Consider the following 17,881-nt stretch of genomic DNA (forward strand, 5'->3'; position numbering starts at 1 on the left):
TTTCTTACCTTTACAATTGCAATTAATCCTGGGTGAAGTTCAAATACTTTTGTTGATTAATTGGAGCATTTTCTGAGTAAACTGCTAAACAACTATTTAACAGGACTTTCGGTCACTTACATTCGATCCTGGTTTGAAAATCCCTTAATTGCAGGTTCAACCGATTAGAGTATTTTAGGTCCCTACCCCTATTAGGGTCTTAGCCAAGGTTGGAGGTCCATAATATGGAGGACCATTTCCAAGACTAAGAGTAGGAATTGACCATATGTTTAGGGAGACGGATGTTATTTAGGTTCTCAAAATTACCAACTTACTGCTGAGATGAGCAGGTATTTAGCTAAATGCTATGCTCAGTAACTTTGTGTTTTATACTTTCAGTTTTTGGCGAAAGTTGATCAGTATTTTAGGTCATCTTAATTGTCCAGGGATTGATGATTTATGTGTCCAAGGTTATTGATATATTTATCTCTTATTATTAGGGGTGGACACAGAATTAGGATCTATGAAACTTGTCCTGCGTAGACGCAATCTTAGCCTGATCCCGGTGTAGCCACCCTTGGAAAATCACTTGACGCTCATCCTGGGGTAGGACAAACTGGTAAACTCGTTCCCGGTTTTCTCTCGACCCGAAACCTGCCAATATAACCCACCTTCCGCACCCTAACTGTACCCTAACTGTCACAGATAGTAGTACATACGAACTAAGGCTCCTGCAAGGAAGAAAAGGCTTAATGAGAATAGTATGATTAAAATGGCAATAGAGTGAGAGAATAAAGTTTTGTAAAGAAGATAAAAGAAAAGAAAATTTAATGATTTAAAAATTAAATTAGAACAGAAGAAGAAATGATTGAATCACAACAGGAGTTGTGGATAATTCTGTTGTGGAATCAAAGCTTCAAAAAATGGAAATTCAAAACCTAGACCATTTAGGTATAGTAGCAGGAATAATAGACATCATAGGAGTAGTAGAAATAATCCTTGAAATTGGAGAGAAAGTGAGTCCGGGTCATTTAGTAAAAGCCATGATAATCAACGGGTTAGGATTTGTATAAAAACCCTTATATATGATATTTCCCTAAGATTTTGAAACAATCCCCTGTGACCATTTAATAAGAGCAGGAGTAACACCAGAATATCTCAAGGACGATAAACTGGGGAGATTCATGGATAAACTATTTATAAAAGGATTGGATAGAATATTCTTTATTGTCGCCTTAAAAGCAGCCCAAAAATTTGGAGTATCCCTATGAGCAGGGGAGCTAGACTCATCATAAATGGACGTACATTGGCAATATAATACCAGCTTACTAGAAGTAATATTTGAGAGTCAAAAAGTAGGAAATAATCAAGAACTAGAAGAATTAGCAGTAAAATCACCAAAAGAAATAACCATCACCTACGGTTATTATGGTGACCATAGACCGGAGTTAAAACAGTTGATCATAGAAATGATATGTTCAGGAGATGGAGACATACCAATATTTTTATAACTAGCATCGGGAAACCAAGCAGATTCATCATGCTTTGCTAAAATAGCAGTAGAGTACCAACAACAATTAAAAGTTAACAGTCTCATAGTAGCAGACTGGGCCTTATATACAGAATCAAATCTAAAAATGATAAATGATGTCAGATTTAAGCTGGTTATGTCCAGTGCCATTAAGCATAAAATCAGCACAATGATTAATATCAACATTACCAGAAACAGAATTTGTTGATGGTAACTTACCCCGATATGAACTAGCTTCAAAAACAGTAAATTATCCAGGAATAGAACAAAGATGGTTAGTAGTGCAAAGTCAAGAAAGAAGAGAATCAGACCTGGGTAAACTCTCACAAACAATTACCAAGGCACAATCAAAAGCTGTGCAAGATTTGAAAAAGTTATCACCAGAAAAATTTGCTTGTGAGGCTGATGCTATCAAGGGGTTATCTAACCTATTCAAAGAATTCAAATATCACCAAATTAACGAGAGTAAAGTTACCCAAACCAAATCTAACAAAAAAGATAGTTCAGGAGAGATATCCTCTGAAATATCAGCTACAGTCTCCCAGAATGAAAGTAAAATTAATACAGAATTTCTGAGGGCAGGGCGTTTTATTTTTGCTACAAACCTTTTAGATTCCAATGAATTTACCCGTGACTCCATCTTGAGTGAATATAAAGCTCAATAGTCTTGCGAGAGAAGACCCATTATTTTTTGCAGACATTATTTTCTTAAAGAGTCCAGATAGAATAGAGTCCGTGGGAATGATGATGGGTTTATGTCTGCTGGTTTATACTTTAGGGTAACGACAAATTAGAACCCCTTTGAGAGAGTCTAAATCAACAGTCAAAAATCAATTGGGCAAACCAACTGACCGCCCCACTTTACGCTGGATTTTTCCATGCTTTCAGTCTATTAATTTAATTATACTTAACCAAGAAAAACATATCTTTTACTGGATTCAAGAGAGAGATTTCATTATGAATCTTTTACCAGAGTATTGTTTTCCCTACTATCAATTACTTACCTAATTTTTCTCTCCATTAATTTAATTTCTATGAGAAAATAACCTCATGTCTTTGATTTATAGCTCTATTTTACTAGAATTTCTTTTTTTACTTCAATCTATGAGTCTAAGTTATGATTTATCTCTTGAATATCTTCATTTATCTGTTGACTCCTCTGGGCGGTGTTCTTTCTTATTGCTCCTTATTGAGAATAGCTTTTGATGCTATTTTTGGTGCTTTACTGTTTCTCCAATGCCTTTTATCACTGCATATGTTTCTTTTTATGCTCCCTTGGATTTTTTGTCTCCGTAATTTCTCTCTGTGGCATTTTATGGTGCCGAATGTGGGTTTTAATAATATTTTCTAGCTGATCAGCTAATAGTGTATGTCCCCTCTTGCATTCCTCCTCAATCACTAGGTACGTGTGTTTATCAATCGCCTCTTGATCTGAACTGGCGATCACTCTAAAAAATCTCTTGAGAAGCTTTTCTTTCATACTGCCTCTCAGTATCAATGAGAAGTTTTTATTTAGTTATTATTATAATAATACACAATTTAATGTACAAGAAATTATAGCGCGATCTCCTTGTCTTTAATCATTATCTTTAAGTTAATGGAAGAAGATGGTACTAAAAGGGTTGAGGATTTGGGGTAAAACAGTGAAAGCAAATAACGTATCAAGGAAGCATTAGTGAGGTACACCCAAATCTTGTTTCACAAGGTTAGTAGCTTTGAAAATTCCATCAGTGAAACACCAGTTACAAACTTCTCACACAAGCTCCATAATTCTAGGTAAATTGTATGATTCAACAGGATAGTTGGTGATGAACAGCTCCTTGCCTTTGTCTGCCTTCTGCTGTTTGTAATTGTTCATCCCGTATTGCAACTGCCATTCATAAATATACGCAAAAGAAAAGTCATGCCGCACTTGTTCACAGTTATCGTAAGTGATCAACCATTTGTGTGAACACTCTGACATCAGTTTGGCAAGGCGAGAATGGTCAAAACACGTATGCAAATCACCTTTCTTACCATAGAGCTTAGATTGAGTCTTGCTGAGATATGGTGGATCTAGAAAGATAAATACATTATCCCCTGGTTCAGTAAGTAGGGTGCTGTAGTCCAAGTTAGTGACACGGGTATTAATAAAACAAGCATCCAAGGCTGCTAACCGCTCAATCGAAGAGTCTGTAAACCTACTTATGAAAGAAGCACTACTATAACCACCACTCTCAATCGTTCCTGAAAAGGTAATCCGGTTAAGAACAAACAACCGCACAGCCCGCTCAAGTGGACTCATGGTACTTGTATCTGCGGCGGCGAGAGACTTAAACAAGGCACATCCATCTGTTGTTTGTTTTTTTATTTTCCAGATAGACTCAACTAACTCTGGTAGACTAGTTTTGACTTGATGCCAGAAGTAAAATAGTTCTGGGTTGAGATCATTAACCCAGCAAGGCATACTAGGGTGCTGCTGTGAAACATGAAAAAATACAGAACCTCCGCCAACAAAAGGTTCGCGGAACTCCTTAAATGTAGATGGTAGGTAGTGAGCAATTTGAGGAATTGCCTTTTGTTTACCACCGGGATAACGTAATGGACTTTTAAGCATAAGGAATTATCGTAGCAGGAAGCAGATTGTTTAGTGCTTTAGTATCGAATTTCAAACTAGGAGAGTTTTTTAGTTGGCTTGATGCAGTATGTAAGCGCATAGAAATTTCCCATCCATTGTCAAAAATCAAATTTACATACTGTTTGTTGAGCGTTGCTATCACGTTAGTAGGCATTTGGATTTGTCTAAACTACTGAATAGTTAGGATTTTGGCGTAGGTATCAACAATTATTTTGTAATAATTCAGATCACCAACAAGGTATTGAAATAAGTTAGTGGCACAAATGGAAGCATGGTGATTGATAAATTGGCTCACCAAATTACAGATAGGAGTATATAAATACTCTTTAATCAAAGCAGGAGGTAATTCTGCAAAAAGCTTTGCCTGCCCGATATATTGCATGAACTCCTGTGTACTTGGTCGGTTTTATTGTCTAAACTGCTGCATCTGTGGGTCATTTTTAGCGTAACCGCAGTGAACTGGAGTTGTCCCAGGGCGTTGGTGTGTGAGTGCGGTATGGTTGTGTGTGAGTGATAAGTTGACTGTCCATGCTTTTGAAGTTACGCGAATGTCAGTAACATCATTTTGATTTTCATCTGGTAATCGATCTACTGTAATTGATGGTTGCTAGGACAAGTGAAACTGAGGATTAAGCCAGAGTAGCAGCACCGCATTAGCCGCTAGTTCCAATTCATTTAAGAGTAATGAATTTAAGTCTGTTAACCTGCTGGCATCTCTAAGTTGAGCATTATCAGCTCTAACTGTTAGGTTTATTCCTGGATGCGTTCTAATTATTACTTCTCTTATCAGGTGCTCTAATACACGACTATCCAGGTTTGAAAGGGGTGTCACATTTGTGGAACATTATATTTTTCCATAGAATAAGCGATAATCTAGGGAAGTAACGTGATCTCAGAGCATCATAGAATTACATAAAAGCAGCTACAACAGAAGTATTCTTACTATCTATGGACTATGTAGAGATGTATACTTGATACAAGTAAGAATTAAAACCCACCAATATCCAACTTAATCCTTTCGCTCTCCTCACCAATACATCATTCATTCCCATGACGGAAAGCCGAGTTAATAAAGTCTGAATGAGTCTGATTAGTAAAAATTACAACTTTACTATTAGTCTCTCTTTTAATTGAACGAGTAAGTTCTAAACCACTCATATCGGGCAATATTAAATCAACTAACACAACATCAGGATTAGTCTGTTCAATTAACTGAAAAGGTATTTGTCCAGAAGTGCCATCACCAATAACTTCTATATCAGATGATTGGTCAATAGCAGCCTTGATACCTAAGAGTGTGAATGTCTCCTGTTCAATAATTACTATTCTCAGTATGATTTTATTAATCTTCTAATAATAAATGAATGGCTATTTGTTGGCAGATTTATTATTTGTGTCTAGCGGATACTGCCCAGACACTTCGTGTCTGGGCAGTATCTGGGGTGGTCTCTGCTGATGTCTAGGCTAGATAGCAGTGTTGGGGTTTAGTCTCTGTGGTATCTGGTGTCCTGCATCCGTTAAAAACGCCCTTTTTTAGCGGATGCAGGACACCAGATACCGATGGCAGTCAAATTTGATTGGGGCTGATAATACCCTCACCTATCCAGTCAGCTAAATTAGCCCCGATAATTTCGTACATCTAGCCCTTGATTTACTCTACAGTGAATCTCTCTGAGTTCACTTTTAAATTGCATTTAAACTCTCTTACATGAGCTCCTATTCGCTCTGTACGTGTGAGGTATTCATACAATTCCTGCGCCATTGGTGATAGTTTAGTTCTTTGATTTGGAGTATCACCAGTCTTGCCACCGATATTAAATTCCAGTTCATAAATGCTTTCTAATGTCGCTTTATCTATTGGCGGTGCTTCATCAGTTTTCACGGATTTATTTAGCCTAAAATCAATCCGTTTGTGATCAAGTTTAGGCAGTTCAATCGGCAACCATTGACCATGCCCCGGTAGTTTAACTTTCCCCATACCTGATGCTGTCACCTCTGTAGTAATTGGGTCAACTTGTGCGATTAACTCAATCTCTAATAAAGCCGCATCTCTAAGTTTAGATAGTCCCTTAGCCTTGGCTAAAGTCTCCATCGTGGGGTCGTGTGCTACAAATAGGGGAATCATCAACTGTTTGCGGCTTTCAGTCATGGGACAGCGAAACTATTTACCAATGAAGTCTGGGTCAGGTTTCCAGTTGTCAGGTACATCATGAGGCATCGGTTCAATAATATGATCCGTCCATGTGGTGAACTCCTCACAAATCACGGATAACTGTTTACCTGATGCCCTTAAGCTGCGTCCATTGCTCCTTCCTCAGTCATGCCCGACTCACGGTAAGCAGCGTAGCGCAAACGCATCTCATCCATCTACCATTGCATGAAATCAGGGATTTCCCTGTAACCAGTAATCAGCCTCACACCTCGCCATTCAACCTCAGTGCCTTGCTGGTCTAGAGCTACAACATCCCATCCATCCAGCGTTGACCTTCTGCCAGACAATCTCTCTAGTTGTCCATGACTTACCCGAACCCATGCCCCCAAACAGTAAAGCAGGGTAGCCAATGGCATTTTTCATCCATTAGTATTTGTCAGTGTTAGCGATAGCTGGCTGCTGTGCTTGCTCGGTTACAGTCCCTGGTATGCCGTACGGTAATTGCGCCTGGGGGCGCTCAAATTTATCAAAGCTTGCCCTAGGATGTAGTAAATACCCAAATTTTCTGTAATACTCAGCACTCATCGCCATAAGTAGGACTGTTACTTGCGCTGGTGTGATGTTCGCGATAAACGACTGTCTAGCTTCAGCGATTTTGATACCACGCAAATATTTCAGTAACTCATTACCAGACATGGATAATATTTGCCCACCCAGTTTCACAGAGTAATTAGCCTTGACTCCCTCAAATTGTTTGGTAGCTCCGTAGTTCTGATATAGCTTAGATAATCCCTTGCCTTGCAAGTGGCCCACAGTGCTATTCCCCCGAACACTATTGCACCGATGCCCAGGTGAATCTTAAACGGGTTGTCTGCCGGGAGTGAGCGAAAGACTTACAGGCTATCGTGTTGGAGAAATGCCCAAGGGTCGTAGTTGGGGTTGCTTGTGCGCTACTGGTTAGCCTTCAAATATGGTTCTGGCACAAGCGCTCACTGTTCGTATCGGCAATACTTATTACCCACATTCGGCACCATAAAATGCCACAGAGAGAAATTACGGAGACAAAAAATCCAAGGGAGCATAAAAAGAAACATATGCAGTGATAAAAGGCATTGGAGAAACAGTAAAGCACCAAAAATAGCATCAAAAGCTATTCTCAATAAGGAGCAATAAGAAAGAACACCGCCCAGAGGAGTCAACAGATAAATGAAGATATTCAAGAGATAAATCATAACTTAGACTCATAGATTGAAGTAAAAAAAGAAATTCTAGTAAAATAGAGCTATAAATCAAAGACATGAGGTTATTTGCTGATAGAAATTAAATTAATAGAGAGAAAAACTAGGTAAGTAATTGATAGTAGGGAAAACAATGATATGGTAAAAAATTCACAATGAAATCTCTCTCTTGAGTCCAGTGACAGATGTGTTTTTCTTGGTTAAGAGTAACTAAATAAATAGACTGAAAGCATTGAAAAGTCCAGCGTAAAGTGGGGCAGTCAGTTGGTTTGCCAAATTGATTTTTTACTGTTGATTTAGACTCTCTCGAAGGGGTTCTAATTTGTCGTTGCCCTAAAGTATAAACCAGCAGAGATAAACCCATAATCATTCCCAGGGACTCTATTCTCTCTGGACTTTTTAGGAAAATACTGTCTGCAAAAAATAATTGGTATTTGAGAAAAGCAAACCCTCTCTCGCAAGACTGTTGAGCTTTATATTCACTCAAGATGGAGTCATGGGTAAGTTCATTGGAATCCAAAAGGTTTGTAGCAATAATAAAAGGCCCTGCCCTCAGAAATTCTGTATTAATTTTACTTTCATTCTGGGAGAATGTAGCTGATATTTCAGAGGATATCTCTCCTAAACTATCTTTTTTCTTAGATTTGATTTGAGTAACTTTACTCTGGTTAATTTGGTGATATTTGAATTGTTTGAATAGTTTAGATAACCCCTTGATAGCATCAGCCTCACAAGCAAATTTTTCTGGTGATAACTTTTTCAAATCTTGCACAGCTTTTGATTGTGCCTTGGTAATTGTTTGTGAGAGTTTACCCAGGTCTGATTCTCTTCTTTCTTGACTTTGCACTACTAACCATCTTTGTTCTATTCCTGGATAATTTACTGTTTTTGAAGCTAGTTCATATCGGGGTAAGTTACCATCAACAAATTCTGTTTCTGGTAATGTTGATATTAATCATTGTGCTGATTTTATGCTTAATGGCACTGGACATAACCAGCTTAAATCTGACATCATTTATCATTTTTAGATTTGATTCTGTATATAAGGCCCAGTCTGCTACTATGAGACTGTTAACTTTTAATTGTTGTTGGTACTCTACTGCTATTTTAGCAAAGCATGATGAATCTGCTTGGTTTCCCGATGCTAGTTATAAAAATATTGGTATGTCTCCATCTCCTGAACATATCATTTCTATGATCAACTGTTTTAACTCCGGTCTATGGTCACCATAATAACCGTAGGTGATGGTTATTTCTTTTGGTGATTTTACTGCTAATTCTTCTAGTTCTTGATTATTTCCTACTTTTTGACTCTCAAATATTACTTCTAGTAAGCTGGTATTATATTGCCAATGTACGTCCATTTATGATGAGTCTAGCTCCCCTGCTCATAGGGATACTCCAAATTTTTGGGCTGCTTTTAAGGCGACAATAAAGAATATTCTATCCAATCCTTTTATAAATAGTTTATCCATGAATCTCCCCAGTTTATCGTCCTTGAGATATTCTGGTGTTACTCCTGCTCTTATTAAATGGTCACAGGGGATTGTTTCAAAATCTTAGGGAAATATCATATATAAGGGTTTTTATACAAATCCTAACCCGTTGATTATCATGGCTTTTACTAAATGACCCGGACTCACTTTCTCTCCAATTTCAAGGATTATTTCTACTACTCCTATGATGTCTATTATTCCTGCTACTATACCTAAATGGTCTAGGTTTTGAATTTCCATTTTTTGAAGCTTTGATTCCACAACAGAATTATCCACAACTCCTGTTGTGATTCAATCATTTCTTCTTCTGTTCTAATTTAATTTTTAAATCATTAAATTTTCTTTTCTTTTATCTTCTTTACAAAACTTTATTCTCTCACTCTATTGCCATTTTAATCATACTATTCTCATTAAGCCTTTTCTTCCTTGCAGGAGCCTTAGTTCGTATGTACTACTATCTGTGACAGTTAGGGTACAGTTAGGGTGCGGAAGGTGGGTTATTAGTTTCCTTATTATTGCTGTGGATAGTAGCACTAGCAAACCGAAATACTAAATTTACAGTTCTAACTGCCGACTATGGATAAACGCCAGTTAAAAGAGGCAAAGTAGATTATTTTCCTTATGAAGAAGGCAAAGATAGTCAAGGGAGAGTAGCAGAGTTCAATATTGCAGTGTTATCAGTAGAATATAAATGGCAATTAGGCAGCACCTATCAAATTGAATATAACGATCAAACTATTACCCTCGACTCTGTATCTAACTTAGAACAAGAAGGTATACAGAGAATAATGGAAAGTACTAGTGAGATTATCTCTGTAGGAATAGCTTCTTGTGAAAGTGATACACCCGCCGAACAAAGTCGCGCTTTAGAGCGTTCCAAGCAAATTCAAATTTGAGCAAAAAAGATATTTAGTCAAACTTGCAGTGTTAAAGGTTATCGGTTATTAAATTTGGGACAATTTCAGGGAAAAGATTGTCAAGCTAGTCAGGATTCAACCGCCTGTCAACGCAGTATTATTATCATTGGAGTCAAGAAACAAGCTGAAGGATTCATTTTAGATGAAGCATTAAGAGATAGATGAGAGAAAAACCATTTGCTGATTTTAAATTAGAAGATTATTCTCCTTGTTCAGCAGATAAGTTTAAAACTACACTCAGTAACTTTTAATCTCTCTCCTCCTCTGTGTGAAATAAATCTTATTCCCTTTATTCTCAAGAAAGCAGATATCAGCACCAAGAAACTAATCAGCCTCGCTCCCGAAAACTTGGTAAAATGGGTGACACAAATTCCCTACATTCTCACCGGAGAAATTCTCAATTCAGAATTTCAATGGATAAGCCGGGAAAGCGATGGCTTAGTTAAAGCCACCAGCCCGAAGTACGGCGAATTTGTCTTACTCAACGAGCTAGAATGAGCTAGAATTACGATATAAACCAGAAATGCCCAAACGAATGCGGGCTTATGCGGCATTAGCAGAATAAAAATATAATCTTCCCATAAAAGAAAGGCTGTTAGGGATTGAGTTGGCTTTAGAGGTTAGATTTGGTGCTGAAGGTTTAGAACTGATACCGGAAATATCACAAATTTCTGATTTGGAACTTTTAAAAAATATATATTCAGAAAGGAGTTTTAACTGTAAATACTCTCAATGAATTGCAGGAATTTATTTATTATGCAAAATATCCACTCCAGTGAAAATGATATTAATCAAGGTTAATAAACCAGCTTAAGTAAATCTTTGAATTGCTCATGCTCCCATTGCCGAATACCGCTTCAATCCTGCACGCCATAATAAACGATTAGCACCTAGAAATATCAGCAACCAACCTAAAGTTGATAAAAATCCCCTTGTTAAATCTACTGGTAAACCTACCAAAATACTAGCAGGAAAATTAATTAAATAGGGGAATGGTGTAAACATCACTACTTTTCGCACCGCGTCTGGAAAGACTTCTAAAGGTGCAATCATGCCTGATAAAAACAGAGAGAATAAAAACCAAACATTTTCTAAAGCTGTTGCTCTTTCTGTCCAAAATGCTAACATTGCCAGCGTGTACTGAATTAAAAAACGTAAGGCAAAAGCCAGCACCACAGACAAGGTAAAAAACACTAAATTTGCTAAATTAGGCACCCACAAAGCTTGGGGATATAATATAAAAAATAATCCTATTAATAGAAATACAAAAGGCATCCGGGCAAATCTTTCGGAAATATGGTTGGACAGATGGTGAAATACTGGGTCTATAGGTTGTAATAGTCGGAGTGATAGTTTACCTTGTACTACTTCTTTTTCAAATTCATAAATTACCCAAACAACGGTAAGTTGTCTAACTAGAAAAACAGCAAAGAAATAACGTGCAAAATCCACTGCTCTTAACTCAAAATTTCCTCCTTCTGCAGCTTCTATCCAGACACCCATAAGAATAATTGGTAAAGAACCAGACAAAACCCATAATATTAGTTCTGATCGATATTCCAGCATATAGCTATAATATACTGTTAGTAGAGTCAGGGGTTTTTTGAAAAAATTTTTCATATTTTTTATTTTGCTATTGATTGTTTTTTAAAAAACACCAGATTTAAAAACTTTGCCAATTACTTCTTCTACTGGTGGTTCAGTTACTGTTAAATCAATCACGTCTAAATCAGCTAGAATTCGTGATACTGTGCGAGTGAGTACTTCTCTCTGCACTATAAACCGCACTGCTCGTCCTTCTAACAGTTGAATATCACCATAGGACATTAATTGTTCTGCTGGTAATACTTGAGATAATTCGACATAAATCTCTCGGTAAGGTGCGAAGTTTTCTAATAGTCCATCTAATCTCCCATCATACATTAGCTTTCCTTGGTAAATTAATAGCACTCGTTGACATAAAGCTCTGATATCTGCCATATAATGGCTTGTTAATAATACTGTTGCTTGATAAAGTTGATTGTATTCTCGTAAAAAGTCACGAACTCCAACTTGAGCATTTACGTCTAGTCCTAAAGTTGGTTCATCTAAAAATAAAACTTGGGGATGGTGTAAAAGTGATGCTAACAGTTCGGCTTTCATTCTTTCACCTAATGAAAGTTTTCTGACTGGCTGGGTTAGTTTAGTTTCTAGAGATAGCATTTCTGTTAATTCGCCAACTCGCCGATGAAATTCTTTATCAGAAATGTTGTAAACGGCAGCGTTAATTTTTAAGGAATCTATTGCTGGTAGATCCCAAATTAATTGCTGTTTCTGCCCCATAATTAGGGTGATTTTGTGTAAGAATGCTTCTTGACGACGAAAGGGATCATATCCAGCAACTTTGACGGTGCCACTGGAAGCATGAATTAACCCTGTGAGCATTTTTAAAGTAGTAGTTTTTCCAGCACCATTGGGTCCTAAAAAACCGACTACTTCACCAGGTTCAATATTAAAAGAGACATCTTGAACAGCATTAATATTGCGATATGTACGGCGAAAAAAGTGTGTGATAGTCCCACGAAGACCAGGTTCTTTAATTGCTACTGGATAGGATTGACTCAGGTTTTCTGCTACGATGATTGACATACTATTTCACCTTAAACGCCCTGAGCGTAAAATACTAATTATTAACCATAAGCCTAACAAACTAGCAGCAGCAAAGAGGATACTGCTAACATAAGATAATTGTGATGTTGTAGCTCGATTAGAAATAATAGCTGCTCCCATTATCAATGAACCTACTAAGATACTAAAAGCAAGCCTGTTAGCTGCATCATCCATTGTAAGGCGTACACCATCTAAACCCCTTAGTGATAGATTCCATTGTAAGGTTTCTGAGGTTACACGGTCTAATAATAGCTCAATTTGGCGGGGAGATTGTAAGGATAGACTTTTGATATCTAGGGCGGTACGCAGGAGGGAACGAACAGGATTATCTCCTAATAACTGACGACTAAATAAGTCGGTCATTAGTGGTTTAATTTCATCAAATAAATTAACTTCTGGGTTAAAAGTACGCGCTACTCCTTCTAAGTTTGCTAAAGTTTTAGCATATAAACCCATATTGCTGGGTAAGCGCATTTTATTATTGCGGGCAATTTGTAAAATTTCATAGATTATTTGACTGAAATTTATCTCGGTCAGGCTGACATTATAATATTTTCGCAGCATTCGCTCATAATCATTTTCTAAGCGAGATAAAATTACTGGTTGGGCAGAATCTGAGAGTTGTAAAGTTAATTGAGCGCATCTTTGAGCATCTAAATCAACAATGGCTAACAACATTTCGGTGAGAATTTGCTGGGTACGGGGATCAAGTCTGCCTATCATGCCACAATCTAAAAGAGCAACACGGTCATCTATGAGATAAAATAAGTTGCCGGGATGGGGATCAGCATGAAAGAAGCCATCAATATATAGTTGCTGAAAAAATACTCTAAATAGTAAGGTAGTTATTTCTTTGCGTTTAGCGCTCGCATTTTGACCATTTTTGCTACTCAATTCTGCTGTTAACAGCGGAACACCATCCAACCATTCCATTACCAGTAATTTCTCGGTGGTCAGATACCAGTAAATTTCCGGAACTACGATTTGTGTGGGATCATACCAACGACTCTGGGATAAATTGCGTCGTAGTTGGTCTGTATGTCCAGCTTCTCTTGTAAAATCCAATTCTGCTTCTAAAGCTTTAGTAAATTCCTCAGCAATAGCTTTTATATCATAAGTTCGTCCAAAATCAGTCCGCGCCACTAAATCCGCGATACCTTGAATTAAGGCGATATCCTGGGCAATAGTAATATCGATCCCTGGTCTTTGTACCTTGAGAGCTACTACCCGTCCATCTGCTAGAGTAGCGCGATGTGTTTGGGCAATTGATCCCGCAGCTACAGGGAAATGATTAACTATCCGAAAAGTTTCTTCCAGTGGGCGTTTTAGCTGTTTGCGGATCACCACTTCTACTTCTGACCAAGGAACAGGTCGTACTTCATCTTGTAGAGTTGACAGTTCTTCAATATAAGCAGCACTTAATAAATCTGGACGGGTGGAAAGTAGCTGGCCAAGTTTGACATATACCGGACCCAAATCCACTAGAATATTTTTTAATATGGCTGGTGTAGGTAGTTGGGGTTCATCCGTTTTACCACCAGTAAGCAGCCTTCGCATATAGTCCCAGCCATTGCGGAGGACTACTTCAATAATTTCTCGTTGTCTGGGTACAGTTTGGGTTAAGAACATTTTCTGGGGACAGATGAATTCAGGATTAAAAATTAACAATTACGGTAAAAGATTGATTCTTGGTTAATTACCGAGTCCTTTTGATTAAGAAATATATTTTTAGTTAAAAAATATTAAATTTAATAGCGGTCCTCTTGACTACAGGCTCAAAATCCTTGATTAACCTAAATGTCACAGAATACAATAGACAATCTAGTTATAATTGATAACAAGACTTTTGAGCCTCTATCAAGGGTTCTAACTTTTACAGTAGGTGAGTAAATCGGGGATCACTTTGCAGGGTTTTGAGGATCTGCTTAATTTCCTGAGTACGTTCCTTTTTAACTATCAGGGTAACATTGCGATCGCGTACAATCACCACATCCTCTAGCCCAATAGTCACAACTACATCATCGGGATTGGAAGCATAAATAATAGCCCCTTGGGTATCTAGCCCTACATGGGTACCTAATTCAACATTAGGATTATGTTCTTGTTTAAGTAAGCGTTCGATCGCATTCCAATCGCCTAGATCATCCCAACCAAATTCCACCGGTAAAACGTATGCTAGACTTGTCTTTTCCATCAACGCATAATCTATACTTTTTTTAGGTAACTGGGGATAAATATCAGGGCCATGTTGTTCTAAAGGTTCGATAATTTCAGAGGAATGGGTACGCAGTTCCTCCAAAACCACCCGAGCCCGAAAAACGAACATACCACTATTCCAGCTAAAACGTCCTGTATGTAAGAAAGTCTCTGCTGTTTCATGGTTGGGCTTTTCAGTAAAGCAGTTGACGTGATAAGCTGGCAACTCATTAAAGCAACCAATCTTTTCACCTTGTTCAATGTAACCGTAACCAGTTGATGCGAAAACAGGCTTGATCCCCAAAGTGACAATCGCCGCTGTGCTATTTGCTAACTCAGTAGCCGCACTTAAAGTATGTGCAAACACATCTTGATCGGCAATCCAGTGATCAGCAGGGAAAAAGCCAATAACGGCGTCTTCTCCATAACGCTTTTTAATTTCCAAACTTGCCCAAGCAACAGCTGCTGCGGTGTCTCTTCCCTCTAATTCGATCAGCAAATTTTGAGATGGCAGATCGGGTAATTGTTCTTTTACTCCTTGAGCTATTTGACTAGAAGTGATAACCCACAGGTTATCCCAACCACCAGCGAATGTTAACAGTCGATCAGCAGTACCTTGGAGTAGGCTTCTAGAACTGCCATCAAGACTTAAAAATTGCTTGGGTCTATCTCGGCGACTCAGAGGCCAAAAACGCTCACCTTTGCCGCCAGCAAGAATTACAGGGATCAATGAACTACTCATATTGTCCTATACACCTACTTCATAATAATACAAGTGTACATTCATTCAATTTTGGATTTGAGATTTTAGATTTGGTATTGTTTGCGAAGATGTTGAATTTATGACTTACTTCTCAGTAGGAAATTGCAATAGCCCAAAAAAAATCTAAAAATCTGGCAAGATTTGCAGCTTGCACTAACATACCTTTAGGGAGTGGTTGAGTGGGGAGAGAATTGTGATAAAACAAGTTCAATGGTCAGATAATCAGGTCATACCTCAGCAAGTACCAGTCTCAGATCAGGAGGGAAGACCACAACAATTTCAACGAACGGAAAATCAGGTCATACCGACCCCAATACCAGGATCAGGGGAAGCGGTTCAACCAAAACAGCCAAGAAATAATTCCCTAAACGTTCTTGAATCCGTGGGTGCTATCCCCAATGAACTCTATGAACGCTTAGGTTTGACAATGCCTCGGTGGCTATTGTGGATCTTAACCTTTGTCGTCGGCATGATTTTATCTGGATTACTAGTATCAGCTTTGGCTTTATGGACTCCGCTATGGAGTAATCTAGATCAAGCTAAAGATGATGATTTTGGATCTACCATCAAAGACCAAGTAAAAGTACCAGGGGATTTATGGAATAAACTTTCTCAGTACCAACTATCAAAACCCATGAATATTTTAGTCATGGGAATTGAACCAGTTAAAGGCACTGTTGACGGTTCTCCAGAAAGTTTTGCGGGCAGCAGTGATACCATGTTGCTGATTCGACTAGATCCCAGCAATAAATCTATTCGCGTGCTTTCAATTCCCAGAGGGACAATGATTTCCCTCCCAGAACAGGGATTAACCAAGGTATCTGAAGCTAACGCCAAAGGTGGGCCAGTATTGGCTGCACGGGTAGTCAGTCGTACCTTAAGCAATGCTCCTATAGATCGCTATATTCGCATTTCTACCAGCGGTTTGCGGCAATTAGTAGATCAATTAGGTGGGGTAGATGTATTTGTACCCCAAGCGATGAATTATCAAGATAACGCTGGTGGTTTGTCGATGAATTTAGTCAGCGGCTGGCAAACACTCAAAGGTGAACAAGCAGAATTATTTGCCCGTTTCCGGGAATCAAGTGTAGGTGATATACCCAGAGTACAGCGACAGCAAGCACTCATCACAGCTTTAGTTCAACGTTTAAATAGTCCCACAGTCTTACCCAGGCTGCCTCAAATTACTCGCATTATGCGAAAGTATTTTGACACCAACCTGAAAATGGAAGAAATGATGGCATTGGCGAATTTTTCTGTAAATGTAGAAAGGGATAATTTCCAAATGACCATGCTACCCGGTACATTTAGTAAATTCAGTAAAGACCCAGATAGTTATTGGTTGAATCTCACTGGACAACAAAGCTTATTGAATGACTATGTTGGGGTAGATGTACCTAGTTTAAAATCAGATTTACGACCTGTATCTCGTCTCAAAATTTCTATTCAAAACGCTTCCAATCAACCTCAGTTAACGGAAAAAGTTATTACCTATCTCAAAGGCAAAGGTTTTACAAAAATTTACACAGTTCCTGATTGGCCTGATACCCAGCGTCAAACACAGATAATTGTCCAGAAAGGAAACTCACAACCAGGAGTGGAACTGCAAGGAGTTTTAGGGTTGGGTCAAATTGAAGTTTCTGCAAATGGAGATTTAGGTTCTGACCTGACAATTCGCATTGGTAAAGATTGGAAATAGTCATTAGTCATTAGTCATTAGTTAAAAGATTAACAAATGACCAATGACTACCTATGAATTTATGAAAAAAATTTTGTTGAGATTTTTAAGTTCAGTGTTGATTTTGATATTAGCTTGGTTGTGGATAATTATTAATCCTAAACCTGCTTTTGCTCAAATTAAAAGCATTAACTATAACGACGCTTCTTTAGAACATCGTGACTTTTCTCATATTGATTTAACAGGAGTTAATTTTGTGGCCTCAGAAATGCGCGGGGCAAATTTTCAAGGTGCCAACTTAACTAACACTATTTTAACTAAAGGTGTGTTACTCAAGGCAAATTTATAAGATGTTAATTTAACAGGTGCTTTAGTTGATCGCGTGACGCTAGACGGTGCTAATATCAAGAATGCTATTTTTACAGAAGCCACTTTGACCCGTAGCCGTTTTTATAATGCGGATATCACTGATGCTGATTTTACAGAGGCTTGAATTGACTGTTATCAGGTGTCGCTATTGTGTGAAAGGGCTGATGGTGTTAATCCTGTAACTGGTCTTTCTAAACGGGATAGTTTGGGGTGTCGCTAACTAAGGACACGCGGTAGTTTTAACATCTAATAGCGGTACAATAGTAAAATGCTGTACATTCTGATTAATGCCATTC

14 protein-coding genes and 5 pseudogenes are annotated in these 17,881 nt (G+C 38.1%); 6 read left to right on the top strand and 13 right to left on the bottom strand.

Features of this window, described 5'->3' with window-relative positions:
• Positions 1-902 precede the first annotated feature (902 nt).
• Together AAZO_RS43530 and AAZO_RS42405 are read left to right on the top strand one after the other, a co-directional pair.
• Positions 903-2,518 (top strand): annotated as a pseudogene (locus tag AAZO_RS43530) (IS1634 family transposase).
• Positions 2,519-2,627: 109 nt separating this feature from the next.
• Positions 2,628-2,861, top strand: a complete 234-nt coding sequence (locus AAZO_RS42405) for a hypothetical protein (RefSeq protein ID WP_013190899.1) — start codon at positions 2,628-2,630, stop codon at positions 2,859-2,861.
• Here the strand turns inward: AAZO_RS42405 and AAZO_RS37530 are convergent.
• From AAZO_RS37530 to AAZO_RS43540, 9 genes and pseudogenes are all read right to left on the bottom strand, one after another.
• Positions 2,757-2,990: a hypothetical protein gene (locus AAZO_RS37530; RefSeq protein WP_041639707.1), complete on the bottom strand. Its 234-nt coding sequence runs from the start codon at positions 2,988-2,990 to the stop codon at positions 2,757-2,759. The two genes, AAZO_RS42405 and AAZO_RS37530, sit on opposite strands and share 105 nt — an antisense overlap.
• 273 nt (positions 2,991-3,263) lie before the next feature.
• Positions 3,264-4,106, bottom strand: a complete 843-nt coding sequence (locus AAZO_RS08315; protein ID WP_013190900.1) for a DNA adenine methylase — start codon at positions 4,104-4,106, stop codon at positions 3,264-3,266.
• Positions 4,099-4,281 (bottom strand): HaeIII family restriction endonuclease, encoded by a 183-nt coding sequence (locus AAZO_RS43535; RefSeq protein ID WP_041639708.1) that lies wholly within the window; start codon positions 4,279-4,281, stop codon positions 4,099-4,101. The genes AAZO_RS08315 and AAZO_RS43535 overlap by 8 nt, the downstream gene beginning before the upstream one ends.
• 884 nt (positions 4,282-5,165) lie before the next feature.
• A complete protein-coding gene (locus AAZO_RS29440; RefSeq protein WP_338027183.1) occupies positions 5,166-5,474 on the bottom strand; it encodes a response regulator in 309 nt (102 codons plus the stop codon).
• Between the two features lie 304 nt (positions 5,475-5,778).
• On the bottom strand, positions 5,779-6,276 hold the full coding sequence (locus AAZO_RS08330) for a hypothetical protein (RefSeq protein ID WP_041639712.1): 498 nt from the start codon (positions 6,274-6,276) through the stop codon (positions 5,779-5,781).
• Between the two features lie 218 nt (positions 6,277-6,494).
• Complete coding sequence (locus tag AAZO_RS08335; protein ID WP_041639713.1) at positions 6,495-6,695, bottom strand: hypothetical protein; 201 nt, start codon at positions 6,693-6,695, stop codon at positions 6,495-6,497.
• A 10-nt stretch (positions 6,696-6,705) separates the two neighbouring features.
• Positions 6,706-7,092, bottom strand: a complete 387-nt coding sequence (locus tag AAZO_RS08340) for a hypothetical protein (protein WP_013190901.1) — start codon at positions 7,090-7,092, stop codon at positions 6,706-6,708.
• A gap of 176 nt (positions 7,093-7,268) precedes the next feature.
• Positions 7,269-7,511: a hypothetical protein gene (locus AAZO_RS42410; protein WP_013190902.1), complete on the bottom strand. Its 243-nt coding sequence runs from the start codon at positions 7,509-7,511 to the stop codon at positions 7,269-7,271.
• 109 nt (positions 7,512-7,620) lie between these two features.
• Positions 7,621-9,253 (bottom strand): annotated as a pseudogene (locus AAZO_RS43540) (IS1634 family transposase).
• 257 nt (positions 9,254-9,510) lie between these two features.
• Between AAZO_RS43540 and AAZO_RS08350 the strand changes: the two are divergent.
• Together AAZO_RS08350 and AAZO_RS42415 are read left to right on the top strand one after the other, a co-directional pair.
• Positions 9,511-10,181: pseudogene (locus tag AAZO_RS08350) on the top strand (serine/threonine protein kinase); the annotation flags it as partial.
• A 40-nt stretch (positions 10,182-10,221) separates the two neighbouring features.
• Positions 10,222-10,492, top strand: a pseudogene (locus tag AAZO_RS42415) (transposase); the annotation flags it as partial.
• 269 nt (positions 10,493-10,761) lie between these two features.
• Here AAZO_RS42415 and AAZO_RS08355 read toward each other — a convergent pair.
• The 4 genes from AAZO_RS08355 to AAZO_RS08370 form a co-directional block, all read right to left on the bottom strand.
• Positions 10,762-11,550, bottom strand: a complete 789-nt coding sequence (locus AAZO_RS08355) for an ABC transporter permease (protein ID WP_013190903.1) — start codon at positions 11,548-11,550, stop codon at positions 10,762-10,764.
• Between the two features lie 27 nt (positions 11,551-11,577).
• Positions 11,578-12,558, bottom strand: coding sequence for an ABC transporter ATP-binding protein (locus tag AAZO_RS08360; RefSeq protein WP_013190904.1), 981 nt, complete (start codon positions 12,556-12,558; stop codon positions 11,578-11,580).
• A gap of 6 nt (positions 12,559-12,564) precedes the next feature.
• A complete protein-coding gene (locus AAZO_RS08365) occupies positions 12,565-14,208 on the bottom strand; it encodes an ABC1 kinase family protein (protein WP_013190905.1) in 1,644 nt (547 codons plus the stop codon).
• A gap of 244 nt (positions 14,209-14,452) precedes the next feature.
• Positions 14,453-15,517: a mannose-1-phosphate guanylyltransferase gene (locus AAZO_RS08370; protein WP_013190906.1), complete on the bottom strand. Its 1,065-nt coding sequence runs from the start codon at positions 15,515-15,517 to the stop codon at positions 14,453-14,455.
• A gap of 214 nt (positions 15,518-15,731) precedes the next feature.
• Between AAZO_RS08370 and AAZO_RS08375 the strand changes: the two genes are divergently transcribed.
• Both AAZO_RS08375 and AAZO_RS08380 read left to right on the top strand, forming a co-directional pair.
• A complete protein-coding gene (locus tag AAZO_RS08375; RefSeq protein WP_013190907.1) occupies positions 15,732-17,237 on the top strand; it encodes an LCP family protein in 1,506 nt (501 codons plus the stop codon).
• A gap of 61 nt (positions 17,238-17,298) precedes the next feature.
• Positions 17,299-17,805, top strand: a pseudogene (locus AAZO_RS08380) (pentapeptide repeat-containing protein).
• The last annotated feature ends 76 nt before the right edge of the window (positions 17,806-17,881 follow it).

It is taken from the genome of 'Nostoc azollae' 0708, assembly GCF_000196515.1.
Classification (GTDB): domain Bacteria; phylum Cyanobacteriota; class Cyanobacteriia; order Cyanobacteriales; family Nostocaceae; genus Trichormus_B; species Trichormus_B azollae.